This is a genomic window from Collinsella sp. HCP3S3_E11 (assembly GCF_052067375.1).
GTDB lineage: Bacteria > Actinomycetota > Coriobacteriia > Coriobacteriales > Coriobacteriaceae > Collinsella.
This window is the reverse complement of sequence record NZ_JBQHQI010000004.1, coordinates 123138-143296: the sequence shown is the minus strand read 5'-3', so window position 1 is coordinate 143296 and position 20159 is coordinate 123138. Positions and strand designations below refer to the sequence as shown.

Here is a 20159-nt window from a genome sequence, read left to right as displayed (position 1 = left end):
CATAATGGGTGACATCGAATGAAATCGAAAGGATCATTATGCCTGCGCTTATTACGCATCATCTGTTTGGCGAGGAAAGCATCGATCGTCTGCCGCAGGGCGTCATTACGTCCGACGAGGAACGCATTGCCTTTATCCTGGGCAACCAGGGTCCCGACCCGTTTTTCTTCCACATCCTGACGCCGCGCGTTTCCGACTGCACGCTGCTGGCGCAGGCCATGCATCGCTCGCGCATGTCGCGCCAGTTCTCGTGCCTGCGCGACGGCGTGTCCCATCTGCTCCCGCGCGATGCCAACTTGGGCCGCGCCTTTGCGCTGGGCCTGCTGTCGCACTACGTGCTCGACCGTAATGCCCACCCCTTTGTCTACGAGCAGCAGTTTGGCATTGTCGAGTCCGATCCCGAGCTGGAGGATTCGGGCAGCCAGGTCCATGCGGTGATCGAAAGTGACCTGGACGTGTTGATGCTGCAGCTCAAGCGCGACGGGGCCACGGTCGAGGACTATCCGCCGGCGGGCGAGATCGTCACCACCGACCGCATCAATCGCGTGGCTGGCGTGCTGATGAGCTATGTTGCCGGGCGTGTGTACGGTATCGATATCCCAGCGGGGGAATACGGTGCCGCCGTTGCCGACATGCAGCTGCTCTATCGCGCCATTGAACCGGCGGGCTCGGCCAAGACGCGTGCAATTGCCCTGGTCGAGGGCCTAGTACACGACTACTCCCTGCTCGATGGCCTTGCTCACCGCGTGACGACCGAGCCGCCCGAGCGCACCGGCAATCTGGGCCATCTGACGTGGAAGAATCCCTTTACCGATGAGGTCTCGAACGAGAGCTTCCCCGAGGTCTTTGACCGCGCGCTGGTCGATTACGAGTGCACGGTCACCCGCTTTATCGAGACCGGCGATATGGAGGCCGTGACCAACCACGTTAATTACAGCGGTCGCGTGCTCGGCGCTGACGAAGAGTTCGACCGCGAGGAGTAGGGCTCGTGCGTGCCCCTTTGCCGAATCCTTACCGGTGCCTCTGTGCAATTGGGGTACGATGAACTAACTGCATATCGGGCGAATACGAAGGGTCCCTGTCCATGAAATACACCAAGCTCGAGCGTAACTGGGTTATGTACGATGTGGGCAATTCGGCCCTCGTGTTGCTCAACACTTCGGTGGTGCCCATCTACTTTAACGCCATCAATACCGGTGCTTCCTCGGCCGACCTGGTGGTCGCTTGGGGTAGCGCGCAGACGATCGCCTCGCTGGTCATTGCCATGCTCATGCCCATTCTGGGCGCGCTTGCCGATTACGCCGGCAACAAGATCAAGTTCTTCTTGGGCTTCTTCCTCACGGGTTTGGTGCTTTGCCTGGCGCAGGCTATCCCAATGTCCGCCATGGCATTTTTGACCGTGTACGTGCTGTGCACCATCGGCCTTAACTCTTCTATGACGTTCTATGACGCCATGCTGCCCGACATTACCACCGACGAGCGCATGGACGCCGTGTCCAGCTCGGGCTATGCCTGGGGCTACATCGGTTCCACCGTGCCGTTCATCATCTGCCTGGCGCTTATCATGGGTGGTCCCGCTCTTGGCGTCCCCACCATGCTGGCAACGCGTCTGTCGTTTGTCATCACTGGTGCCTGGTGGCTCATCTTTACCCTGCCGCTCATTCGCACCTATAAGCAAAAGTACGGTCGCGAGCGCGGTCCCGAGGACACCATCGGCCACATCGTGGGCGGCGTGTTCTCCGAGGTCGTACACACCATGCGCGAGATCGCCCACAACAAGACCGTGCTGGTCTACATGATCGCGTTCTTCTTCTACATCGACGGTGTGCACACGGTCATTTCCATGGCAACCAGCTACGGTTCGGCTCTGGGCATCGACTCGACCCAGCTGGTACTGGCCCTGCTCGTTACGCAGTTCGTGGCCTTTCCGTCCGCCATCATCTACGGCAAGCTCGCCGGACGCGTGGGCACGCTCAACATGATCCTGGTGGCGGTCGCCGCCTACATGGGCATTGTGCTGTTCGCCGCGTTTTTCCTCAAGACCGCCTTTGAATTCTGGGTGCTTGCCATTATGGTCGGCCTGTTCCAGGGTGGCGTGCAGGCACTCAGCCGTAGCTACTTTGGCCGCATCATCCCCAAGGAAAAGTCCAACGAGTACTACGGCTTCTTTGACATCTTTGGGCGCTATGCAAGCGTTATGGGCACCTTTCTGGTGTCGGTCGTCACCTCGCTGACTGGCAACCCGTCGCTGGGCGTTCTTTCCATTGCTGTGCTGCTGATCGTTGGCTTTATGCTGCTGGCCCGCCTGTCTCGCATGACTCGAGCGGCAGAGCATGCCGCATAGGAGCGAGCGGCTATTGTGCCTGTCCGCGGTACTCTTTTGGGGTTATCCGCAATAAACATTGCGACTTGCGAGCAATGATTTGCCCAAGTGGGTATGATGGAATCAGCTAGGTCGCGGGGCGTCGCCTGTGTTTGGCGGCGCCTCGTTTTTGTGTTGCAGGGAGGGAAGGCATGAACGCCACAGTTGTGATTCCAACATATTGGGCGGGCGATGATGCCCATGCAAACGCTCCCGGTGTCTATGACCACTCGACGAAGCTCAACGCCGCCAATCCCGAGCTCGATCGCTGTCTTGCTTCGCTCGAGCAGGTACGCGATATTCCGCGAATCATCCTTTTGGTGGTCTGTCCCATCTCGGCCACGGCGGATGTGTCGAAGCGTGTACGCGAAATCGTCGACGCGCACCCTACGCTCAAAGTTACCGTAGTCACCAATACCCAGGCATCGCGTATCGCCGACCGCGTAGCGCAGATTGCGCCCAAGGGTTCGGGGGAATGCGTGAGCCTGCGCGGCTATGGCGCCATCCGCAATATGGGACTTGCCTGTGCCGCCGTGCTGGGTCACGATGCCGTCATCTTTTTGGATGACGACGAGACTGTCATCGATGCCGACTTTATGAAACGCGCGACTTACGCGTTGGGGCAGCAGACGCGTCAGGGCCTGCCAATCTTGGTTAAGAGCGGCTACTTTTACGATCGAGACGGATCGCCGCTGGCCCCCACGGACAAGGTGGGCATCTGCCACCGTTGGTGGACCAAGCGTATTGAGTTCAATCGCTGGATGAAAAAGGCGCTCTCGGGCACCCGTATTTCGCGTTCAAACTATGTGTGCGGCGGCCTTATGGCCCTCCATGCCCGCGCCTTTACCCGCGTGGCATTTGACCCGTTTATCACTCGTGGCGAGGACCTGGACTACCTCTTTAATATGCGCATATTTGGCTACGACGTATGGTTTGATAACGAGTGGACCGTGCGCCATCTGCCGCCCGAGTCCGAGAAACGCTCGCCGCGCTTTATGCAGGACGTGTACCGTTGGTACTACGAACGTGCCAAGCTAACGTTTGCCGCGCATCAGAAAGAGCTCATTCCCGTTACAGCCGCGTCTCTCATGCCCTATCCGGGCCCGTGGATTTCGCGCGAGCTTGACGATCGCGTGCGTAAGACTGCCATGGTCCGCAGCATTTTTACCCGCGAGCACGAGGGATACCTACGCATTTGGCGCCACGGTATTGACGAGGCCAGGACCTACGCACGCCAAAACGCCGCAAGCTACCTGCGTTTCCAGAGCTTCTGGCCCAAGATTATGGATGGGCTCTGGCGTGACGCCCAGCTGACCAGCATCCTGGAGGGGACTGAATGATCGACCGCCGCGCCCAGCGCGATAGTTCAATGTCAATCTTTCGCATCATTGCCGTATCCTGCGCCATTTGTGTGCTGGTGTACTTTGTTTTTGCCCTGGCGACTGGAATCGATCCAATCGCGACCGTGGTCGCCTGTACGCTGCTATGCATCTTCCTGTGTATCTTTTTCTTTTTGACGCTCAATCCCGATTCGGTTCGCTCGCAGTACACCGAGGAGACGCTCTCGGTGGCCTCGGCCATGCTCGAGGACATTAAAGGCGGTCTGACGCAGGAGTCAGCACGTCTGGTGTGCCAGCGCATTTTGCCCGAGACACGCGCCATGACAGTTGCCGTTACCGACGAGAGCAACGTACTGGCCTGCGCGGGCGAGTTTGAGGAAAAGCTGCTGCCCAATTCTCCCATTCATACGCTCGTCACGCGCTACGTCATCGAACACGGTATCGTCCAGTCGTTCAACCGTGTGGTGGACGTGGTGGGTTCGGATGGCTCACACAACCAGGTCCCCGCTGGCATCATCGCACCCATCAAGGTGGGCGACCGCACCGTCGGCACGCTCAAGTTCTATTACAAGACCCCGCGTGCCGTTGACCGTACCCAGTATGCGCTCGCCTCGGGTTTTGCCGAAATCCTGTCCACGCAGCTCGCCATTCACGAGCTCGAGGTGCAAAAGGAGCTCACGGCCCGTGCCGAGGTGCGTGCCCTGCAGGCGCAGATTAACCCGCACTTCCTGTTCAACACGCTCAACACCATCGCATCGTTTACGCGTACCGACCCGCTGCGCGCCCGCGAGCTGCTGCGCGAGTTCTCCTCGTTCTATCGCGCAACGCTCGACAATTCGGGCTCGCTCATTCCCGTGTCGCGCGAGGTCGCACAGACCAAGCGCTACCTGACGTTTGAGAAGGCGCGCTTTGGCGAGGATCGCGTGCTGGCGACCTTTGACGTGTCCGAGGACGTCGAGGACACGCTGGTTCCGGCATTTGTGATCCAACCGATTGTCGAGAACGCCGTGCGTCACGGCATGGGTGATGCCAGTGCGCTGAAGATTGACGTGACGGTGCGCAGGGATGGTGACGATGCGATTTTGATTTCGGTGGCCGATGACGGTGTGGGCATGGACGAGGGCATCGCTGCCAGACTGTTTGACGAGCGCTCTGCCCGTCCCGACGCCAGCTCCCCGCAGGGTGGCGGCGCCGGCGTTGCCATGCACAATATTTCGGAGCGCATTCATCGCTTTTATGGGCCGCACTCCTATACGCGCGTCGAATCGGCGCCGGGTAAGGGCGCTAAAGTGCTCCTACATCTCGATTTGTCGGAGAGCATCTTCGACATTCAAGAGTAGAATAATTGGTCACGGGCTTAACGCCGGTTGGCGTATGCCCGACGTAGTTAGTTGACGAAAGGTTTTATCCCCATGCTGCGTGCGATGATTGTGGATGATGAGGCCCCGGCCCGTTCGGAACTTCGCTTCTTGCTCGAGCAGACGGGCAAGATCGGCACGATCACAGAAGCGTCGAGCGTTCGCTCCGCCATCGAGATGCTTATGGAGAGTCGCGTTGATGTCGTGTTCCTCGATATTTCGATGCCTGGCGCTTCGGGTCTGCAACTTGCCGAGGCGCTGCATAAGCTTAAGAATCCGCCGGCGATCGTGTTTGTGACCGCGTACAGCGATCATGCGGTTGAGGCGTTTGATGTGGATGCCGTCGACTATCTGATGAAGCCGGTAGAGGAAGCCCGCCTGGATCGTGCAATCGAGAAGGTCATGCAGCGCACGAAGCCCGTTGCGGACAGCAAGGTGACCATCGAGCGCATCCCGGTGGAGAAGGGCGGCCGCAAGGTGCTCATCCCCGTGGACGACATTCGCTTCATTATGGCCAAGGACGATTACTCCTGTATCTATACCGTCGATGACCGTTTTTTGTCGACGACCTCGCTGGCACAGTTCGAGGCCAAGCTCTGTGATTTTGGCTTCTTCCGCGTTCACCGCCGCTATATCGTTAACTTGGCGTGTGTTACCGACGTCGAGACGGTTCCCTCGGGCGCTATCCAGCTGGGCATTACGGGCGTCGACGAACGCGTACCGGTTTCGCGCCGTCGCGTCGTACCGCTCAAGAAGGCCCTGAGCCTCTAGTACACCGGCCCCGCAGCCCTGTAGACCAAAATCGTCTGCGGAGCCGCGGGGCTTTTTGTATGAATACACCAAATCGTTTTGCGGAAGGGATCCCATGAACAGTGCAAGCGCCAAGCGCATCGACATCATCTCGGACACCCACGGTTATCTGTCGCCCGCGCTTTTAGATGAGTTGAGCGGCGCGGACCTGATTATCCATGCCGGCGATCTTACGTCGGAGATGGACTACGAACATCTGCGAACCATTGCCCCTGTGCGAGCGGTTCTGGGCAATAACGACTACTACCGTGATTACGGGCCCGACGTGGATCGATTGGCCCTCTTCACCTACGAAGGACTCAAATTCGCCGTAGCCCACTACCGCGAAGACCTCCCGGTGGGATCCGTGGACGTAGCCATCAACGGTCACACTCACGTAACCAAAGAGGCCCAGGTGGGCCGCTGCTTGGTCCTCAACCCAGGCAGCGCCAGCTACCCCAGGGGTACCCGGGGCCCCACCATGGCCAGAATGCTCGTCAAAGACGGCAAGATTCTCAGCACCAAATTTATTGACTTAGATTAACCGCAACAAAAACGGGGGATGCACAATGCATCCCCCGTTTCCATTTGAGCCAAAGGCCGAGCTTCAACAAGAACAATCAGACCAACCCCGCCGAGGAGCACGCGGGCTAGCCGCGCAGCGGCGCACGCCCGCAAAACTGGTTGAACATAGTGACGGCAGGGAGGGTCTCCGGGGCCGGCTGGCGCGGGTTACGTTTGTCGCGAGTTCCGCACGCAAAGGAAAGCACTTAATGTGCTTTCCGTCTTGCGCAGGACTGTAGAGCAGCAAACTTAACCCGCGCCAGCCGGCCCCGGAGACCCTCCCGGAGGGACCCAAAAAATATTTTCAAAAAAGTTGTTGCGCGGCGAACAGACTTCTGTGTATACTAATCCCCGCAGCGCACGCGAGCGGAAACAAACGCGAACGACTGCCTGGGGAGTTAGCTCAGTTTGGTTAGAGCGCCGGCCTGTCACGTCGGAGGTCGCGGGTTCGAGCCCCGTACTTCCCGCCAACGCAATTAAAGCCACGTCTTCGGACGTGGCTTTTTGCGTTTAATAGGACAACCGCTCGGCCGTCCCTTTCATTCAGCTCCTTGCTTCCGAGATGCGGAAAAGAATTAAGTATATCGGTTTAAACAAGGGGGGTTTGTTGCGCAACACTCGTTCAATGAAACAGGGGGTTAGGTTATACTAAATTCCACTGCAGGCCTAATCTGATGCAATTTGCTTTGGATTCGACCTTCAGCGGACATCTAATTCACTATTTGGTTGTCCCGGCGGTTATTTAGCGTCTCGACGTAAGCTCGGCCCCGGAGCCCGTTCGAGCTGTTCGTATTCCTTGAAAGGGGAAACATGGACATATCGAGGAAGACTGATTATGCCCTCCGCATGCTTGCGATGCTTGCCGAGGAGCCGGAGCGGTTGCTTTCTGTTCGCACTGCTGCCGAAGAGGTCAATGTTCCGTATTCGTTTGCCCGTTCGATCCAACACGGTTTGGTTCAGGCCGGTATTGTGGAGAGCCTGCGTGGCGTCCACGGCGGTATGCGTCTTAAGGTCAACCCGAGCGAGGTCACTATCCGTCAGGTCGTCGAGGCCGTTCAAGGCCCTATGGTTATGAATGATTGCACGGCACTCGATGGCGACTGTGCGCGCAGGGGCACGTGCTGCTATCATCCCCTGTGGGCTGGGGCCCAGGCGCTGATGCGTGACTACCTCGATTCCGTTTCGCTGGACGATGTCGTCGCTCGCCGCCAGTTCCCCGCCGTCGATCCCAAGTTCGCCGACCGCGACGCCTTTCCCGAGTATGCCGTTTGCGCGTGTGCTTGCCGGGAGGAGTAGCGCCGCATAAGGAGTATAGCTATGATTCAGGACCCCTTTCGTTCGATGATTCGTTCGGAAGGGGTTCTGCGTTATCGCGACCTTCCGTGGCGCCGCACACGCGACCCGTACATCATCTGGCTTTCCGAGGTCATGCTGCAGCAGACGCAGGTTCCACGCGTAGAGACGCGCATGCCGGCATGGCTCGACCGCTTTCCGACCGTGCATTCTCTCGCCCAGGCCGCTCCTTCTGATGTTTTGGACGCTTGGCAGGGCATGGGCTACAACCGCCGTGCGTTGGCGCTCCATAAGGCCGCGCAGCGACTCGTGGAGGACTGGGATGGGGAGTTTCCGCGTGATACACGCGACCTGGTCGCGCTGCCCGGTATTGGGCCCGCAACGGCGCAGGGCATTCGGTCGTTTGCGTTTGATCTTCCGGGAGTGTACCTGGAGACCAATGTGCGCACGGTCTTTCTGCATCACTTTTTTCCTGACGTTCCGTCTGTTCCCGATCGCGAGTTGGTGCCGTTGATCCAGGCGGCCTGCCCGGCGGCGCCCGGTGCGGCGGCGGATGAGGTCGCTCCCTTTGCCGTGCCGCTCGACGATACCGATACGCCGCGCGCGTGGTATTACGCGCTGCTGGATTACGGCGCGTATCTTAAAAAGACGCTGCCCAATCCGTCTAGGCGCTCGGCGGGCTACAGCCGCCAGTCCAAGTTTGAGGGCTCGCGTCGGCAAAAGCGTGCCCATATCGTGCGCATGCTGCTTGCAGCTCGCGACGGACAGCCGGCGGGCATAACGCTTGTTGAAGCTGTTGCAGACGTTAACAAGATGGAGGCCGCAGCGGGTCGCGAACCGGTTGGTTGCGATTTTATTGCGGGCATTCTTGCCGACCTGGAGCGCGAAGGCTTTTGTCGTGCCGAAGGCGAGCGCTGGCTGAGTGTGTGATGACGCGAATTTGCAGAACAGGATAGTAAGGTTTAGATTCTCGGCATGAGGGTATCCTAAAGACAATGCCGCTCAAAGTCTGTGGGCGGCGCGTATTGAAGGGAAGTACACCTATGGATTTTGAGAATTCTCAAACCAAGAAGAACCTCGAGACCGCTTTTGCCGGTGAGTCCCAGGCGCACACCAAGTATCGTTACTATGCATCCAAGGCCAAAAAGGACGGCTACGTTCAGATTTCGAATATCTTTGCCGAGACGGCGGGCAACGAGTCCGAGCATGCCAAGCTGTGGTTTAAGTACCTGCACGACGGTGCTGTTCCGGATACGCTGGACAACCTGCGCGATGCCGCCGCGGGCGAGAACTACGAGTGGACCACGATGTATGACGAGTTCGCCAAGACCGCCGAAGAGGAGGGTTTTGCCGAGATTGCCGCGAAGTTCCGTGGCGTTGGCGCTGTCGAGAAGGCTCACGAGGAGCGCTATAACAAGCTCGTCGAGCGCATTGAATCGGGCGAGGTGTTTGAGCGCGAGGGCGTAAAGGTGTGGAAGTGCCTGAACTGCGGGCACCTGCATGTTGGTGCCAAGGCGCCCGAGGTGTGCCCGGTTTGCAACCATCCCAAGGCGTACTTTGAGGAGCAGGTGGTGAACTACTAGCGCTTGGCGCTGGCTGCTGCGGAGCGCGGGGCGGGAGGCCGGATTGCCTTCCCTCCCCGCTCACGGCTTCGCAGGGTCGCGTTGAGGGAAGGCAATCCGGCCTCCCTCCCCGCGCCCCGGCGTTGGGTCGTTGCGTGCTCGCTACAGAAAAGCTGATTAGAAGTTTGCGTGCCGCCCCTTTTGGGGCGGCACGTTTTTGTGTGGGGTCCCTGTCTTCACAATTTCCGTCAAGCTTTTGGTTAGGTTTTGGTCGGTTGGCGCAAGGGCGAGAGGGCAAAAGATTGCTGGCGAAAAAAGCTCAAAGAAAGTGCTGGTAGGGGAGTTGTTGAACTTTTCGACAGTTTTCTGACAAAAGAATCTTTGCGGCTATTGCCGCGGATTTCGTTGCCGCGGCCGCGATGGTGCGGGATGCTGGGCGCAAGCATCGAATACTCCTATTGAGGAGGCCAACATGGATCTGTTTCTTGAGACCCCGCAGCAACAAGCCGAGCGCATGCTGCGCCAACAGCAGCGGCTTATGGAGATGCAAATGCAAGGGGCAGCCGTCCAGCCTCCTGCGCAAAACGCCGCGCCCGCGGTATCGCCTGCGGGTGAGGTGGACCCAGGAGCCTATTCCGTACAGCAAGATTCATATGCGCAGGAGCTTGCGTTCGACAAGCGTCGTGCGCGTCGCCGTCGCTGGGCCCAGCGCCTGCGTACGCTGGCGATGATCGTGCTGATCCCGTTGGGACTCGCGGCAATCTTCTTGGCCTCATATGCCCTCACGTGCATTCTCAACGGCGCCTCGCCCAGTGAAGTGCTCCAACATTTGACAGCTCTCGGCCAGCGCCTGGGCGATGTCGTAACAACCATCCGCGCCGGCTGGGAGAGTTAGCGTTTGTCACATTAGGACTTCTAGGGTGCAGGGATTGTCGCCACGAGTAGAATTCTTGCATCCTGTGGATCCTGTCGTGCGACTGAATAGTATTATTGATGATGATTAATAATAGGATTTGCTATGCATAAGCAGGATTTAGAGCAGACTCTTTTGGGTATTGACGAAGAGGCGGAGCTGGAAATAGGTCCAAGAGACGATAGACCGAGCGTTGTATTGGTGGGAGGGAGCGCCTTCATGCTTAACGATGTGACGAATCGGTCGGTTACACATGACATTGATGTGTTTGAGGCAGACAGGTGCCTCCGCGAGATCATAGCTCGATATCCCGAGGTGAATGGTATGGCGGTGGCATATTGTAATCAGATGCCATTCAATTACGAAGATCGTTTGATTCCCTTGGATATTGGGGCGCGTTTTATCAGGTACTTTACGCCATCCTTGGAAGACCTAGCGGTAATGAAGCTCTATGCTTACCGTCCGAACGACATCGTCGATCTTCATAGCCAGGCATTCGTCGACCGACTTGATTGGGGGCTGCTCGAACGGCTTATATTCGACGAGGGCGAGGCGCTGGCGTCGTCGCCTTCGGAGCGGAGTTATCAAGAGATGGTCTGCGCATACAGGCAATACAAAAAGGAGGTGCTCGGTTGAATCTGACCTTTGAGGGATTCTTAAAAGGCTATTGCCGAGAGCTATCCGGACAGCAGTCGCTTAGTTTTAGAAAACTGGTTAAGCAGGCGACGACGGTTGCGCCGCGCGTGGCGGAGCCCCTGTTTTTGCTCGCTTTGGCGCAGGGTAAAGCCGAATACGTTCTGGGCTTATCCGAGGGTTCGTGGATGGAAGAGGGTTACCGAGGCGTTTTGTCCTTGTACGCCCAAGCGGGTAGCCTGGCATCTCTATGCACCGAGGACAAACTCCCTAATCGTTATGCCAACGTTTGGCGTGCGTATAGAGCGGTGAAGGAAAAGCCAGTGGCGGACAGAAGGATCAACGCTCTGATGCGAAAAAGAACGTTGGGAGCGCTAGGGGAATCGGGCGTAACGCGCTACGGTCTCTGCCGCGATTTGAATCTGAATAAGGGAAACGTGTACGCATACTTAGCCGGCGATGACTCAAAGGTGAGCAGGGAGACGGCGCGCCGCATTATGGAATATGCGGAGGAGAGGGGCGCCCAAGAAGGGGCCGGGCGCCCGGTGCGTGTGGCGGGGTAAGATTGATCGCGGTTTTGATTGATGATCGATTGGGTTTGTTGGGCGGAGTCTATGTCTGCTGTTGATATTGTGCTGGTCGTGATCGCCTTGGTAGCGGTAGGAGTGGCTGTGGCTTGCGCCCTGCAGCTCAAGGGCCTTCGCGCCGAGCTGCGAGAGCGCAGCGATGGCGGTGCGGAGGCGCTGGCGGCACTCGAGCAGGCCAACAACGCGCTCGATGCCCTGAACGTCGCGCTGGCAGAAACCCGCCGCACGGCCAATGCCATCGCGCAGCAGCAGACGACAGATGCGGCCGTGGAGCAGCAACGTTACCTGAACATCGCACGCGAGTTTTCGCAAGCTGGTGACCGGATGGATGACCTGCGCCGCGAGACGGCCCAACAACTCGGTGCCAACCGCGAGGGCATCGAGCACCGCCTGGACAAGGTGCGCGAGACGGTCGATGCCCAGCTGGGTGCTATCCGCAAAGACAACAACGTGCAACTCGATCAGATGCGCGCGACGGTGGACGAGAAGCTCTCCCGCACGCTCAACGATCGCCTGTCGGCATCGTTTAAGCAGGTGAGCGACCAGCTCGAGGCCGTGTACAAGGGCCTGGGCGACATGCAGTCCATCGCCACCGGCGTGGGCGACCTTAAGCGCGTGCTGGGCAACGTAAAGGCGCGTGGCATTTTGGGCGAGGTGCAGCTGGGTGCAATCCTGGCGGACATCCTCACGCCCGACCAGTATCTGGAAAACGTCGCCACCAAGCCCGGCGCCTCGGAGCGCGTTGAGTTTGCCGTCAAGCTGCCAGTAGACGAGGACGATCCCGTGCTGCTGCCGATCGACTCCAAATTCCCGGGTGACGCATATGAGCATCTGCTCGACGCCCAGGAGTCGGGTGACGCTGAGGCCGTCGCCGCTGCGCGTAAGACGCTCGATGCCATGGTCAAGCGCGAGGCCAAGGACATCTGCGAAAAGTACCTGAGTGTGCCGGCAACGACCAACTTTGGCATTATGTTCGTGCCGTTTGAGGGGCTGTACGCCGAGGTTGTCAGTCGTCCGGGACTTATCGAGACCCTGGGCCGCGACTATCACGTCAACGTTGCCGGTCCCAGCACCATGGCGGCTATCCTTAACAGTCTACAGATGAGCTACCAGACGTTTAGGCTGCAAAAACGCACCGATGACGTGCTGCGCGTGCTTTCTGCCGTCAAGGCCGAGCTGCCGCGCTATCAGGCGGCGCTGCGCCGCGCCCAGCAGCAAATCGAGACCGCGGGAAAGACGGTCGAGGGCATCATCACCACGCGCACCAACGTCATGGAGCGCAAGCTCAAGGACATCGACGCGCTGGAAGACGCCGACCAAGCTGATGAGATCTTGGGACTCATGCCCGCGGGCCTTCCCACAGACCAAGAAGACGAGGAATAATTACAACAAGACGGTGGGGCGCCGGCGCAAACGCGGGCACCCCGCTGCTTTTCGCATCGTGCTTGCCTGAAGTGCGCTTTAGTATGCAACAATGACGTTTAGCCCCGCCAGATGTGAAAGGAAGCCCATGTCACAGAGAAGCACCAGTCCGCTCAAACGCTCAACCGTGCGCCGCACGCTACAGCGTTTTTGGGACGTCACGCGCACGCAGCCGCTGATCGTCTTTCTCTCGGTGCTCTCGTCGGCGGGCTACATCTTTTTGCTCACGTTTGCCAACACCTACGTGATGGCGCTTATCGTCGACCGCGTCCAGGCCGGCCCCGTGGCGGGCGACCGGGTGTTTGAGGTCTTTGGCCCCTACATTCTGGCGCTCGTGCTCGTTAACCTAGTGGGCCAAATCCTCTCCAAGCTGCAGGACTACACCGTCTACAAGCTCGAGATTGCGGGTAACTATCACTTGGCGCGCCTGTGCTTCGACACGCTCTCCAATCAATCCATGACATTCCACACCAGCCGTTTTGGCGGATCGCTTGTGAGCCAGACGAGCCGTTTTATGAGCGGCTACACGGGGTTGGTGGACGTGACGGTGTATTCGCTCATCCCCACTGTCACCTCGGTTGTCTGCACGGTGGCGGCGCTCGCTCCGGTGGTACCGACGTTTACCGTGATCCTGGTGGGCATTATGGTCGTCTACATTGCGTTTGTCTGGCTTATGTATAAGCGCATCATGCCGCTTTCGGCCGCGACGTCCGCCGCGCAGAACAAACTGTCGGGCGTGTTGTCCGACGCGGTCACGAACATCCTGGCCGTCAAGACCTGTGGGCGCGAAGACTTTGAGCGCGACCTGTTCGATGCTGCCGACCGCGCCGCGCGCGACGCCGAGACGGTTTCGATGCACGCCATGATGCAGCGCAACTTTACGACCTCGGGCCTTATCGTCATCACCATGGCCGTGGTGAGTGTGTTTGTGGCGGGCGGCAACGCGTGGTTTGGCATCTCGGCCGGCTCGCTTGTCATGATCTTTACCTATACGTACAACCTCACCATGCGTCTGAACTACGTAAGCTCCATGATGCAGCGCATCAATCGCGCGCTCGGCGATGCGGCCGAGATGACGCGCGTGCTGGACGAGCCGCGTCTGGTGGCAGACGACGAGAACGCTCCCGAGCTCAAGGTGGGCGAGGGCGCGATTGATTTTGAGCACCTGAGCTTTGCATACCGTGACGCCGCGGCGGGCGAGAGCGTGTTCGACGACCTGACACTCCATGTGGCGGCGGGTCAGCGCGTGGGCCTGGTGGGCAAATCGGGCTCGGGCAAGACGACGCTCACCAAGCTGTTGTTGCGCCTGGACGACGTACAGGGCGGTCGCGTACTCGTGGACGGTCAGGATGTCTCGCGCTGCACGCAGCAGAGCCTGCGTCGCCAGGTTGCCTACGTGCCGCAGGAAGCGCTGCTGTTTCACCGCTCCATTCGCGAGAACATCGCCTACGGCCGCCCCGACGCCACCGACGAACAGATCCGCGAGGCGGCCCGCTTGGCCAATGCCCTGGAGTTTATCGACCGCCTGCCCCTGGGCTTTGACACCATGGTGGGCGAGCGCGGCGTTAAGCTTTCGGGCGGTCAGCGCCAGCGCGTGGCCATCGCCCGTGCCATCCTCACCGACGCGCCGATTCTGGTGCTCGACGAGGCGACCTCTGCCCTGGATAGCGAGTCCGAGGCGCTGGTGCAGGAGGCGCTTGAGAACCTGATGCGCGGCCGCACCTCCATTGTGGTGGCACATCGCCTGTCCACCGTGGCGGCGCTCGACCGCATCGTGGTGCTGGCGGACGGCGAGATTGTCGAGGACGGTACGCATGCGCAGCTTGTCGAGGCAGGCGGCGAGTACGCAAGCTTGTGGGGCCGCCAGACCGGCGCATTTTTGGAGGCGTAAAGACCCCATACGTGGGACAATCGTGCCCATAGGTAAGTTATGCCGCCAATCCGAGGAGTCGTTATGCCACGCGAGACCAATGCCGCCAAACGCGAGCGCGCCGTTGAGGTGTGCGAGCGCCTTAACCGTCGCTATGGCCCGGTTGAGTGTTTTTTGGACCACGAGAATCCCTATAGGCTGCTCATAGCGGTGTTGCTCTCGGCGCAGACGACCGACGCGCAGGTCAACAAGGTGACGCCGAAGCTGTTTGCCCAGTGGCCCACGCCCGAGGCCATGGCGGGGGCGAGCGTTGCCGATGTGGCAGATACCATTAAGTCACTCGGCTTCTATAAGAGCAAAGCCAAGCACGCCGTGGAGGCCGCACAGATGATTGTCGCCGATTACGGCGGCGAGGTACCGGCCGACATGAAGGAGCTTGTCAAGCTGCCGGGCGTTGGGCGCAAGACGGCGAACATCGTGCTCAACGTTGGGTTTGGCATTGTCGAGGGCATCGCGGTCGATACGCACGTCAACCGCATCGCGCACCGCCTGATGCTGAGTCCCAAGACGCATGCCAAGGAGCCGCTCAAGACCGAGCAAGATCTGCTCAAGATCTTGCCGCACGAGTATTGGGAATCGGTCAACCACCAGTGGATCACCTTTGGCCGCGAGATCTGCGATGCCCGCAAACCCAAGTGCGACGAGTGCCCGCTGGCAGATCTTTGCCCGAGCATGCGCGTTTTGGGGTAGCTGTTTGGCGTGCGCTGGCGTGTTCACCTCATGCGCTACCATGATAATCAATACTTTTGACGTAAGACCCGCCGAGCTTGCCCCGGCGGGCTTTTGGCGTTGCGATGCCGGAGGAACAGCATGCTCATTCACCGTATAGCCGCGCAGCTCTACACTGCCGAGGCCTTGCAGACCGTCGAGGCCGGGCTCGACGCCGGCGAGGATGTGACGCTGGCCGTGTCGCAGTCGGGCCGCACGCTTATGGCGGCTGCTCAGTTTGCGCGCCGCCCGCGCCCTACGGTCTACATTGTGAGCGGCGAGGACGCGGCCGATCGCGCCGCGCGCAGCCTTGCCGCCTACGTGGGCCTGGCGCACGTGTGCCGCTTTCCCGAGCGCAAGGACTATCCGTGGCGCGAGCAGGCGCCCGACGATGCCGTGGTGGCGCAGCGCTGCGAGGCTCTGGGGCGTATCGTGCGCGGGGACAACTGCATCATGGTTGCCTCGGCCCGTGCATTGCTGCGTTGCGTGCCGCCAGTCGAGAGCCGCTACTGGGAGTCCACGACCTTTGCGGTGGGCGAGGAGATTCCTTTTGACGAAGTGCCGCAGCGCCTGGTGGGCATGGGCTACACCAATGCCGGCGCCGCCGACGCACCCGGCCTGTTCCGCGTGCACGGCGACACCGTCGAGGTATTTCCCGCACAAGAGAAAGCGCCCGTGCGCATTGAGTTCTTTGGCGACGAAATTGATCGCATTCGCCGTATGGTGAGCTCTACGGGCCAAACCATCGGCAACGAGGACAGCATCGAGATCTTCCCGTGCCGCGAGCTGGCGCTTACCGACGAAGCCGTTCACAACATGCACGTGGCGCTCTATCGCGCAAGCCAGAGCGACAGCAAGCTGGCGGCACTGCTCGAGATGGTTGATGCGCGTATCGTCACACCCGAGCTCGACCGCTTTTTGCCGGTGATGTACGGCCAGACCGTGAGCCCGTTGGCGCACGTGAGCGGCAAGGCGCTTGTGGTTCTGTCCGAGCCGCGCTCGCTGTTCGACGACTGCCTGCGTGCCTACGAGGATATCGAGGCGCGCGCCGGCGAGGCGGGGATTGACCGCTTGGACGGCCTGTACGTGCGCGCCCAGCAGCTCGACTTTGGTGCTCAGCAGCGCCTGAACTACGTGAGCCTGATCCGCGCCGGCGGTGCGGTTACGGCAGAGCTCAAGATTGAGCAGCCGGCTATCGCAGGCTCGGACAACCGCTTTATGACGCGCGTTCAGGAAGTCGTGGGCAAGCGCTATGCCTGCGTGTTTGCCATTCCCGACCGCGGAGCGCGCGAGTCGATGGAGCTCACCTTTGGCGACGAGGGCATTACCTTTGAGGAGTCGCTGACGACCGCCCCCGAAAACGCCGGCGTTATTGGCGAGCGCGTACGCGTGGCAGCGGCAGATTCTGCCGACCGTGCTGTCCGCCAGGAGGCCCATGCCTCGATCCGCGAGCGCCGCGTCGACGCACTCAACGCCCGCCCGCTCGAGGCGGGCGCCGCCCAGGCTGCCACCGGTGCTGCCGTACCCACCATCTCGCGCGGACGCGTGACCTTTGTGGATGCTGCCCTGCCGCAGGGCGTGGTGGTGCCCGATGCCAACCTAGCCGTGTTCTCGATCGCCGATCTCAATGCCCGCATGGACGCCAACCGCGTGCGCAGCCGTCGCAAGGTGGACATTACGCAGATTACGTTTCCGTTTAAGCCGGGCGACTACGTGGTGCACGCTACCCACGGCATCGCGCTCTTTAGCGAGATCGCGCGCCAGGAAGTGGGCGGCAAGGAGCGCGACTACTTTTTGCTGGAATATGCCGACGGCGACAAGCTCTACGTGCCGCTCGAGCAGGTCGACCGCATCACGCGCTATGTTGGTCCCGACGGCGACAAGCCGCGCTTGACTAGGCTCAACACCGCCGACTGGACGCGTGCCACCAACAAGGCGCGCAAGAACGCCAAAAAGCTGGCGTTTGACCTGGTCGATCTGTATACGCGCCGCTCGTCGATTACCGGTATCGCCTGCCCGCCCGACACGCCCGAGCAGATCGAGATGGAGGAGAGCTTTCCTTACGACGAGACGCGCGACCAGCTGGAGGCTATCGCCGATATTAAGGCCGACATGGAGGCGCCCAAGCCCATGGACCGCCTGCTGTGCGGCGACGTGGGCTTTGGCAAGACCGAGGTTGCCCTGCGCGCGGCGTTTAAGTGCGTGGACTCCGGCCGTCAGGTCATGGTGCTCTGCCCCACGACCATTCTGGCCCAACAGCACTACGAGACCTTCTTTGAGCGCTTTGCCCCGTTTGGCCTCGAGGTCGAGGTGCTCAGCCGCTTTCGCACGCCGGCGCAGCAGAAGCGCGCGCTCAAGGCGTTTGCCGAGGGCACGATCGACGTGCTCATCGGCACGCATCGTTTGCTTTCGGCCGATGTGAACCCCAAGAACCTGGGTTTGGTGATCATCGACGAGGAGCAGCGCTTTGGCGTACAGCACAAGGAGCAGCTCAAAAACCTGCGCGAGCAGATTGACGTGCTCACGCTTTCGGCAACGCCTATTCCTCGAACCATGCAGATGGCCACGAGCGGCGTGCGCGACATGAGCCTGATCACCACGCCACCGACCGGGCGCCGCCCCGTGATCGTGCACGTGGGGGAGTACGACCCCGACGTGGTGAGCGCGGCGATTCGCCTGGAGGTGGGCCGCGGCGGCCAGGTGTACTACGTGTCCAACCGCGTCAAGACCATCGACGACGCCGTGGCACGCGTGCACGAGGCCGCGCCCGAGGCGCGCGTGGGCGTGGCGCACGGCAAGATGAGCCCGCGCGAGGTCGAGGACGTGATGATCGAGTTCGCGACCAAAAAGATCGACGTGCTCATCGCCACGACCATCGTGGAGAGCGGCATCGACAACGCGACCGCCAACACGCTGATCATCGAGGATTCGCAGCGCTTGGGCCTGGCACAGCTCTACCAGCTCAAGGGCCGCGTGGGCCGTTCTGCCACGCAAGCCTACGCGTACTTTATGTTCCCGGGCGAGCTGCCGCTCACCGAGGAGGCTACGGCGCGCCTGACCGCACTCTCCGAGTTCCAGGACCTGGGCAGCGGCATGCGAATCGCCATGCGCGACCTGGAGATCCGCGGCGCCGGCTCGCTCATGGGCGCCGAGCAGCACGGCAACCTGTCGAGCGTGGGCTTTGACCTGTTTACGCAGATGCTGGGCCAGGCCGTGGCCGAGGCGCGCGGCGACGACGATGCCGGTGTGGAGGCGGCGAGCGTGGGCATCAACCTGCCGGCCGACTACTTCTTGTCCGAGGAGTACCTGCCGGCGGTGGATCAGCGCGTGCTCGTATACCGTAAGCTTGCGGCGGCCGGGGACCTGGAGAGCATCGACGAGGTGCAGGAAGAGACCGAGGCCGCGCATGGCGAGCTGCCGTTGGCGGGACTCAACCTGTTCAATCGCGCGCGAATCCGCATTCGCGGCGAGCGCCTGGGGCTCGAGAGCGTTACGCTCAGTGGCGGTCGCATCACGTTTTTGGGCGTCGACGTTCCCAAGAAGGTGGCCTATGAGCTTAAGACCCGCTATGGCGCGGTAAACTTCCCCAAGAGCCGCAAACTGTCGGTGCCCTACAAGGCGGGCGCCGGCGCGGGCAGCGGCCTGGGTCGCGGTCTCGACGCCAACGACGGCACCGGCCCCGTGGCCGCGGCACTCATGCTGCTGCAGCAGCTGGGCACGTCCGACGATGACTAACGGGTCGACGCCGTAAACGCCCCATTTGGGCAATCTGGTTCCATCGAAAGGAAAGCATGTTCGGGTACATCTATAAGAAAGATGCCGCTGCTATCGCGGCTATCCTTGCCCTCTGCCTGGGCGTGGGCAGTTTCTTCGATTATCAGATCTCGAGCGCGCTGTTCAACATCGGCAGTATGTACGGCCGCTTTATCGAGGCGACCGGCGAGCTGCCGTTTGAGCTGACGGCGAGCGTCGCGGGCGTTATGCTCGTGCGCGCGGTGCGTCCCGACTCCAGGGGGAGCAAATGGCTCGCCGTGCTCGGCATCCTCGTCAATGTTGGCCTGACCGGCTACGAGATCGTTTCGTCCCTGAGGGTTGGCGGCAAACTCATCGTGGCTCAGTTGGTGCTGACGTTTGTGCTGGTCATCGTCGCCAACCTTATCGTCTATCGCCTCACGCGCACGACCGAGCCCGACGAGCTCACACGCTGGGCGCTCATGGTGCTTGCCGTGTGGGTCGCTCAGGCCATCATCCTCAACGTGATCGTCAAGCCGCTGTGGTCGCGCCCGCGCATGCGCGTGGTCGAGGTGACGCCGGGGCTCGAGTTTCAGCCGTGGTGGGTGATCGGCAACCCCGACAAGCGGGCCTATATTGCCGCCGGTGTAGTCAAGGACGGCTTTAAGTCGTTTGCGAGCGGACACGCGGCGCACGCGGCGATCGGCCTTATGCTCGCCGGGCTTCCCGCAGCGGCCTTTAAGGAAAAGCCGTCGCGCCGTCGTGTGGTCTTTTGGACGGCGGCTGTGGTTGTGGCGTTCGTCGCGTTTGGCCGCATCGTGATCGGAGCGCACTTTTTGAGTGATGTGAGCTGCGGTTTTGCTCTGGTGCTGGCACTTGAGTGCCTTGCCGCGCGCATTGCCTATCCCAGCGGCGTACAATAGCTCCGTTTGAATCATCTGGCCGATACCCGGTAAGAGAGGATTG

General features: G+C 60.5%; 18 protein-coding genes and 1 tRNA gene. 18 read left to right on the top strand and 1 reads right to left on the bottom strand.

Features of this window, described 5'->3' with window-relative positions:
• Positions 1-38: 38 nt before the first annotated feature.
• The 10 genes from ACTM86_RS04390 to rbr all read left to right on the top strand — a co-directional run bounded on the left by ACTM86_RS04390 (position 39) and on the right by rbr (position 9289).
• The gene (locus tag ACTM86_RS04390) at positions 39-983 is read left to right on the top strand and encodes a zinc dependent phospholipase C family protein (RefSeq protein ID WP_441015548.1); all 945 of its coding nucleotides are present in this window, start codon (positions 39-41) and stop codon (positions 981-983) included.
• Between the two features lie 101 nt (positions 984-1084).
• Positions 1085-2344, top strand: coding sequence for an MFS transporter (locus ACTM86_RS04385; protein ID WP_441015550.1), 1260 nt, complete (start codon positions 1085-1087; stop codon positions 2342-2344).
• Between the two features lie 170 nt (positions 2345-2514).
• Entirely contained in the window at positions 2515-3702 is a 1188-nt protein-coding gene (locus ACTM86_RS04380; protein ID WP_427794495.1) for a glycosyltransferase, read from the top strand.
• The gene (locus ACTM86_RS04375; RefSeq protein ID WP_441015552.1) at positions 3699-5042 is read left to right on the top strand and encodes a histidine kinase; all 1344 of its coding nucleotides are present in this window, start codon (positions 3699-3701) and stop codon (positions 5040-5042) included. The genes ACTM86_RS04380 and ACTM86_RS04375 overlap by 4 nt, the downstream gene beginning before the upstream one ends.
• A 72-nt stretch (positions 5043-5114) precedes the next feature.
• Positions 5115-5831 (top strand): LytR/AlgR family response regulator transcription factor, encoded by a 717-nt coding sequence (locus tag ACTM86_RS04370; protein WP_154518646.1) that lies wholly within the window; start codon positions 5115-5117, stop codon positions 5829-5831.
• Between the two features lie 94 nt (positions 5832-5925).
• On the top strand, positions 5926-6393 hold the full coding sequence (locus tag ACTM86_RS04365) for a YfcE family phosphodiesterase (RefSeq protein ID WP_441015554.1): 468 nt from the start codon (positions 5926-5928) through the stop codon (positions 6391-6393).
• Positions 6394-6805: 412 nt separating this feature from the next.
• Positions 6806-6883: transfer RNA gene (locus ACTM86_RS04360), tRNA-Asp, on the top strand.
• A gap of 340 nt (positions 6884-7223) precedes the next feature.
• A complete protein-coding gene (locus tag ACTM86_RS04355) occupies positions 7224-7709 on the top strand; it encodes an RrF2 family transcriptional regulator (protein ID WP_154518481.1) in 486 nt (161 codons plus the stop codon).
• A 21-nt stretch (positions 7710-7730) separates the two neighbouring features.
• Positions 7731-8636: an adenine glycosylase gene (locus ACTM86_RS04350; protein ID WP_441015556.1), complete on the top strand. Its 906-nt coding sequence runs from the start codon at positions 7731-7733 to the stop codon at positions 8634-8636.
• A gap of 113 nt (positions 8637-8749) precedes the next feature.
• Positions 8750-9289: a rubrerythrin gene (rbr, locus tag ACTM86_RS04345; RefSeq protein WP_154518486.1), complete on the top strand. Its 540-nt coding sequence runs from the start codon at positions 8750-8752 to the stop codon at positions 9287-9289.
• 239 nt (positions 9290-9528) lie between these two features.
• Here the strand turns inward: rbr and ACTM86_RS04340 are convergent, their stop codons facing one another.
• Positions 9529-9714, bottom strand: coding sequence for a hypothetical protein (locus ACTM86_RS04340; protein ID WP_441015558.1), 186 nt, complete (start codon positions 9712-9714; stop codon positions 9529-9531).
• 26 nt (positions 9715-9740) lie between these two features.
• On the opposite strand from ACTM86_RS04340, the gene ACTM86_RS04335 reads away from it, so the two are divergent.
• The 8 genes from ACTM86_RS04335 (at position 9741) to ACTM86_RS04300 (ending at position 20116) form a co-directional block, all read left to right on the top strand.
• The gene (locus tag ACTM86_RS04335) at positions 9741-10163 is read left to right on the top strand and encodes a hypothetical protein (protein ID WP_441015560.1); all 423 of its coding nucleotides are present in this window, start codon (positions 9741-9743) and stop codon (positions 10161-10163) included.
• Positions 10164-10286: 123 nt separating this feature from the next.
• Positions 10287-10817, top strand: a complete 531-nt coding sequence (locus ACTM86_RS04330) for a DUF6036 family nucleotidyltransferase (protein ID WP_441015562.1) — start codon at positions 10287-10289, stop codon at positions 10815-10817.
• On the top strand, positions 10814-11377 hold the full coding sequence (locus ACTM86_RS04325; RefSeq protein WP_441015564.1) for a hypothetical protein: 564 nt from the start codon (positions 10814-10816) through the stop codon (positions 11375-11377). Before ACTM86_RS04330 ends, ACTM86_RS04325 begins: the two co-directional genes overlap by 4 nt.
• A gap of 51 nt (positions 11378-11428) precedes the next feature.
• Positions 11429-12784 carry a DNA recombination protein RmuC gene (locus ACTM86_RS04320; RefSeq protein WP_441015566.1) on the top strand — a complete coding sequence of 452 codons (1356 nt, stop codon included), beginning with the start codon at positions 11429-11431 and terminating at the stop codon, positions 12782-12784.
• Between the two features lie 127 nt (positions 12785-12911).
• Complete coding sequence (locus ACTM86_RS04315) at positions 12912-14714, top strand: ABC transporter ATP-binding protein (protein ID WP_441015568.1); 1803 nt, start codon at positions 12912-12914, stop codon at positions 14712-14714.
• Between the two features lie 63 nt (positions 14715-14777).
• On the top strand, positions 14778-15443 hold the full coding sequence (gene nth, locus ACTM86_RS04310; protein WP_427719497.1) for an endonuclease III: 666 nt from the start codon (positions 14778-14780) through the stop codon (positions 15441-15443).
• 120 nt (positions 15444-15563) lie between these two features.
• Positions 15564-19196, top strand: coding sequence for a transcription-repair coupling factor (mfd, locus tag ACTM86_RS04305; protein WP_441015570.1), 3633 nt, complete (start codon positions 15564-15566; stop codon positions 19194-19196).
• 56 nt (positions 19197-19252) lie between these two features.
• Entirely contained in the window at positions 19253-20116 is an 864-nt protein-coding gene (locus ACTM86_RS04300) for a phosphatase PAP2 family protein (protein WP_441015572.1), read from the top strand.
• Positions 20117-20159 lie beyond the last annotated feature (43 nt).

Coding starts and splice junctions, on each gene's coding strand:
- ACTM86_RS04370 (WP_154518646.1), top strand. CDS start 5,115: ATGCTGCGTGCGATGATTGTGGATGATGAGGCCCCGGCCCGTTCGGAA.
- ACTM86_RS04390 (WP_441015548.1), top strand. CDS start 39: ATGCCTGCGCTTATTACGCATCATCTGTTTGGCGAGGAAAGCATCGAT.
- ACTM86_RS04355 (WP_154518481.1), top strand. CDS start 7,224: ATGGACATATCGAGGAAGACTGATTATGCCCTCCGCATGCTTGCGATG.
- ACTM86_RS04330 (WP_441015562.1), top strand. CDS start 10,287: ATGCATAAGCAGGATTTAGAGCAGACTCTTTTGGGTATTGACGAAGAG.
- rbr (WP_154518486.1), top strand. CDS start 8,750: ATGGATTTTGAGAATTCTCAAACCAAGAAGAACCTCGAGACCGCTTTT.
- ACTM86_RS04380 (WP_427794495.1), top strand. CDS start 2,515: ATGAACGCCACAGTTGTGATTCCAACATATTGGGCGGGCGATGATGCC.
- ACTM86_RS04335 (WP_441015560.1), top strand. CDS start 9,741: ATGGATCTGTTTCTTGAGACCCCGCAGCAACAAGCCGAGCGCATGCTG.
- ACTM86_RS04320 (WP_441015566.1), top strand. CDS start 11,429: ATGTCTGCTGTTGATATTGTGCTGGTCGTGATCGCCTTGGTAGCGGTA.
- ACTM86_RS04375 (WP_441015552.1), top strand. CDS start 3,699: ATGATCGACCGCCGCGCCCAGCGCGATAGTTCAATGTCAATCTTTCGC.
- ACTM86_RS04315 (WP_441015568.1), top strand. CDS start 12,912: ATGTCACAGAGAAGCACCAGTCCGCTCAAACGCTCAACCGTGCGCCGC.
- nth (WP_427719497.1), top strand. CDS start 14,778: ATGCCACGCGAGACCAATGCCGCCAAACGCGAGCGCGCCGTTGAGGTG.
- ACTM86_RS04340 (WP_441015558.1), bottom strand. CDS start 9,714: ATGCTTGCGCCCAGCATCCCGCACCATCGCGGCCGCGGCAACGAAATC.
- mfd (WP_441015570.1), top strand. CDS start 15,564: ATGCTCATTCACCGTATAGCCGCGCAGCTCTACACTGCCGAGGCCTTG.
- ACTM86_RS04365 (WP_441015554.1), top strand. CDS start 5,926: ATGAACAGTGCAAGCGCCAAGCGCATCGACATCATCTCGGACACCCAC.
- ACTM86_RS04350 (WP_441015556.1), top strand. CDS start 7,731: ATGATTCAGGACCCCTTTCGTTCGATGATTCGTTCGGAAGGGGTTCTG.
- ACTM86_RS04300 (WP_441015572.1), top strand. CDS start 19,253: ATGTTCGGGTACATCTATAAGAAAGATGCCGCTGCTATCGCGGCTATC.
- ACTM86_RS04385 (WP_441015550.1), top strand. CDS start 1,085: ATGAAATACACCAAGCTCGAGCGTAACTGGGTTATGTACGATGTGGGC.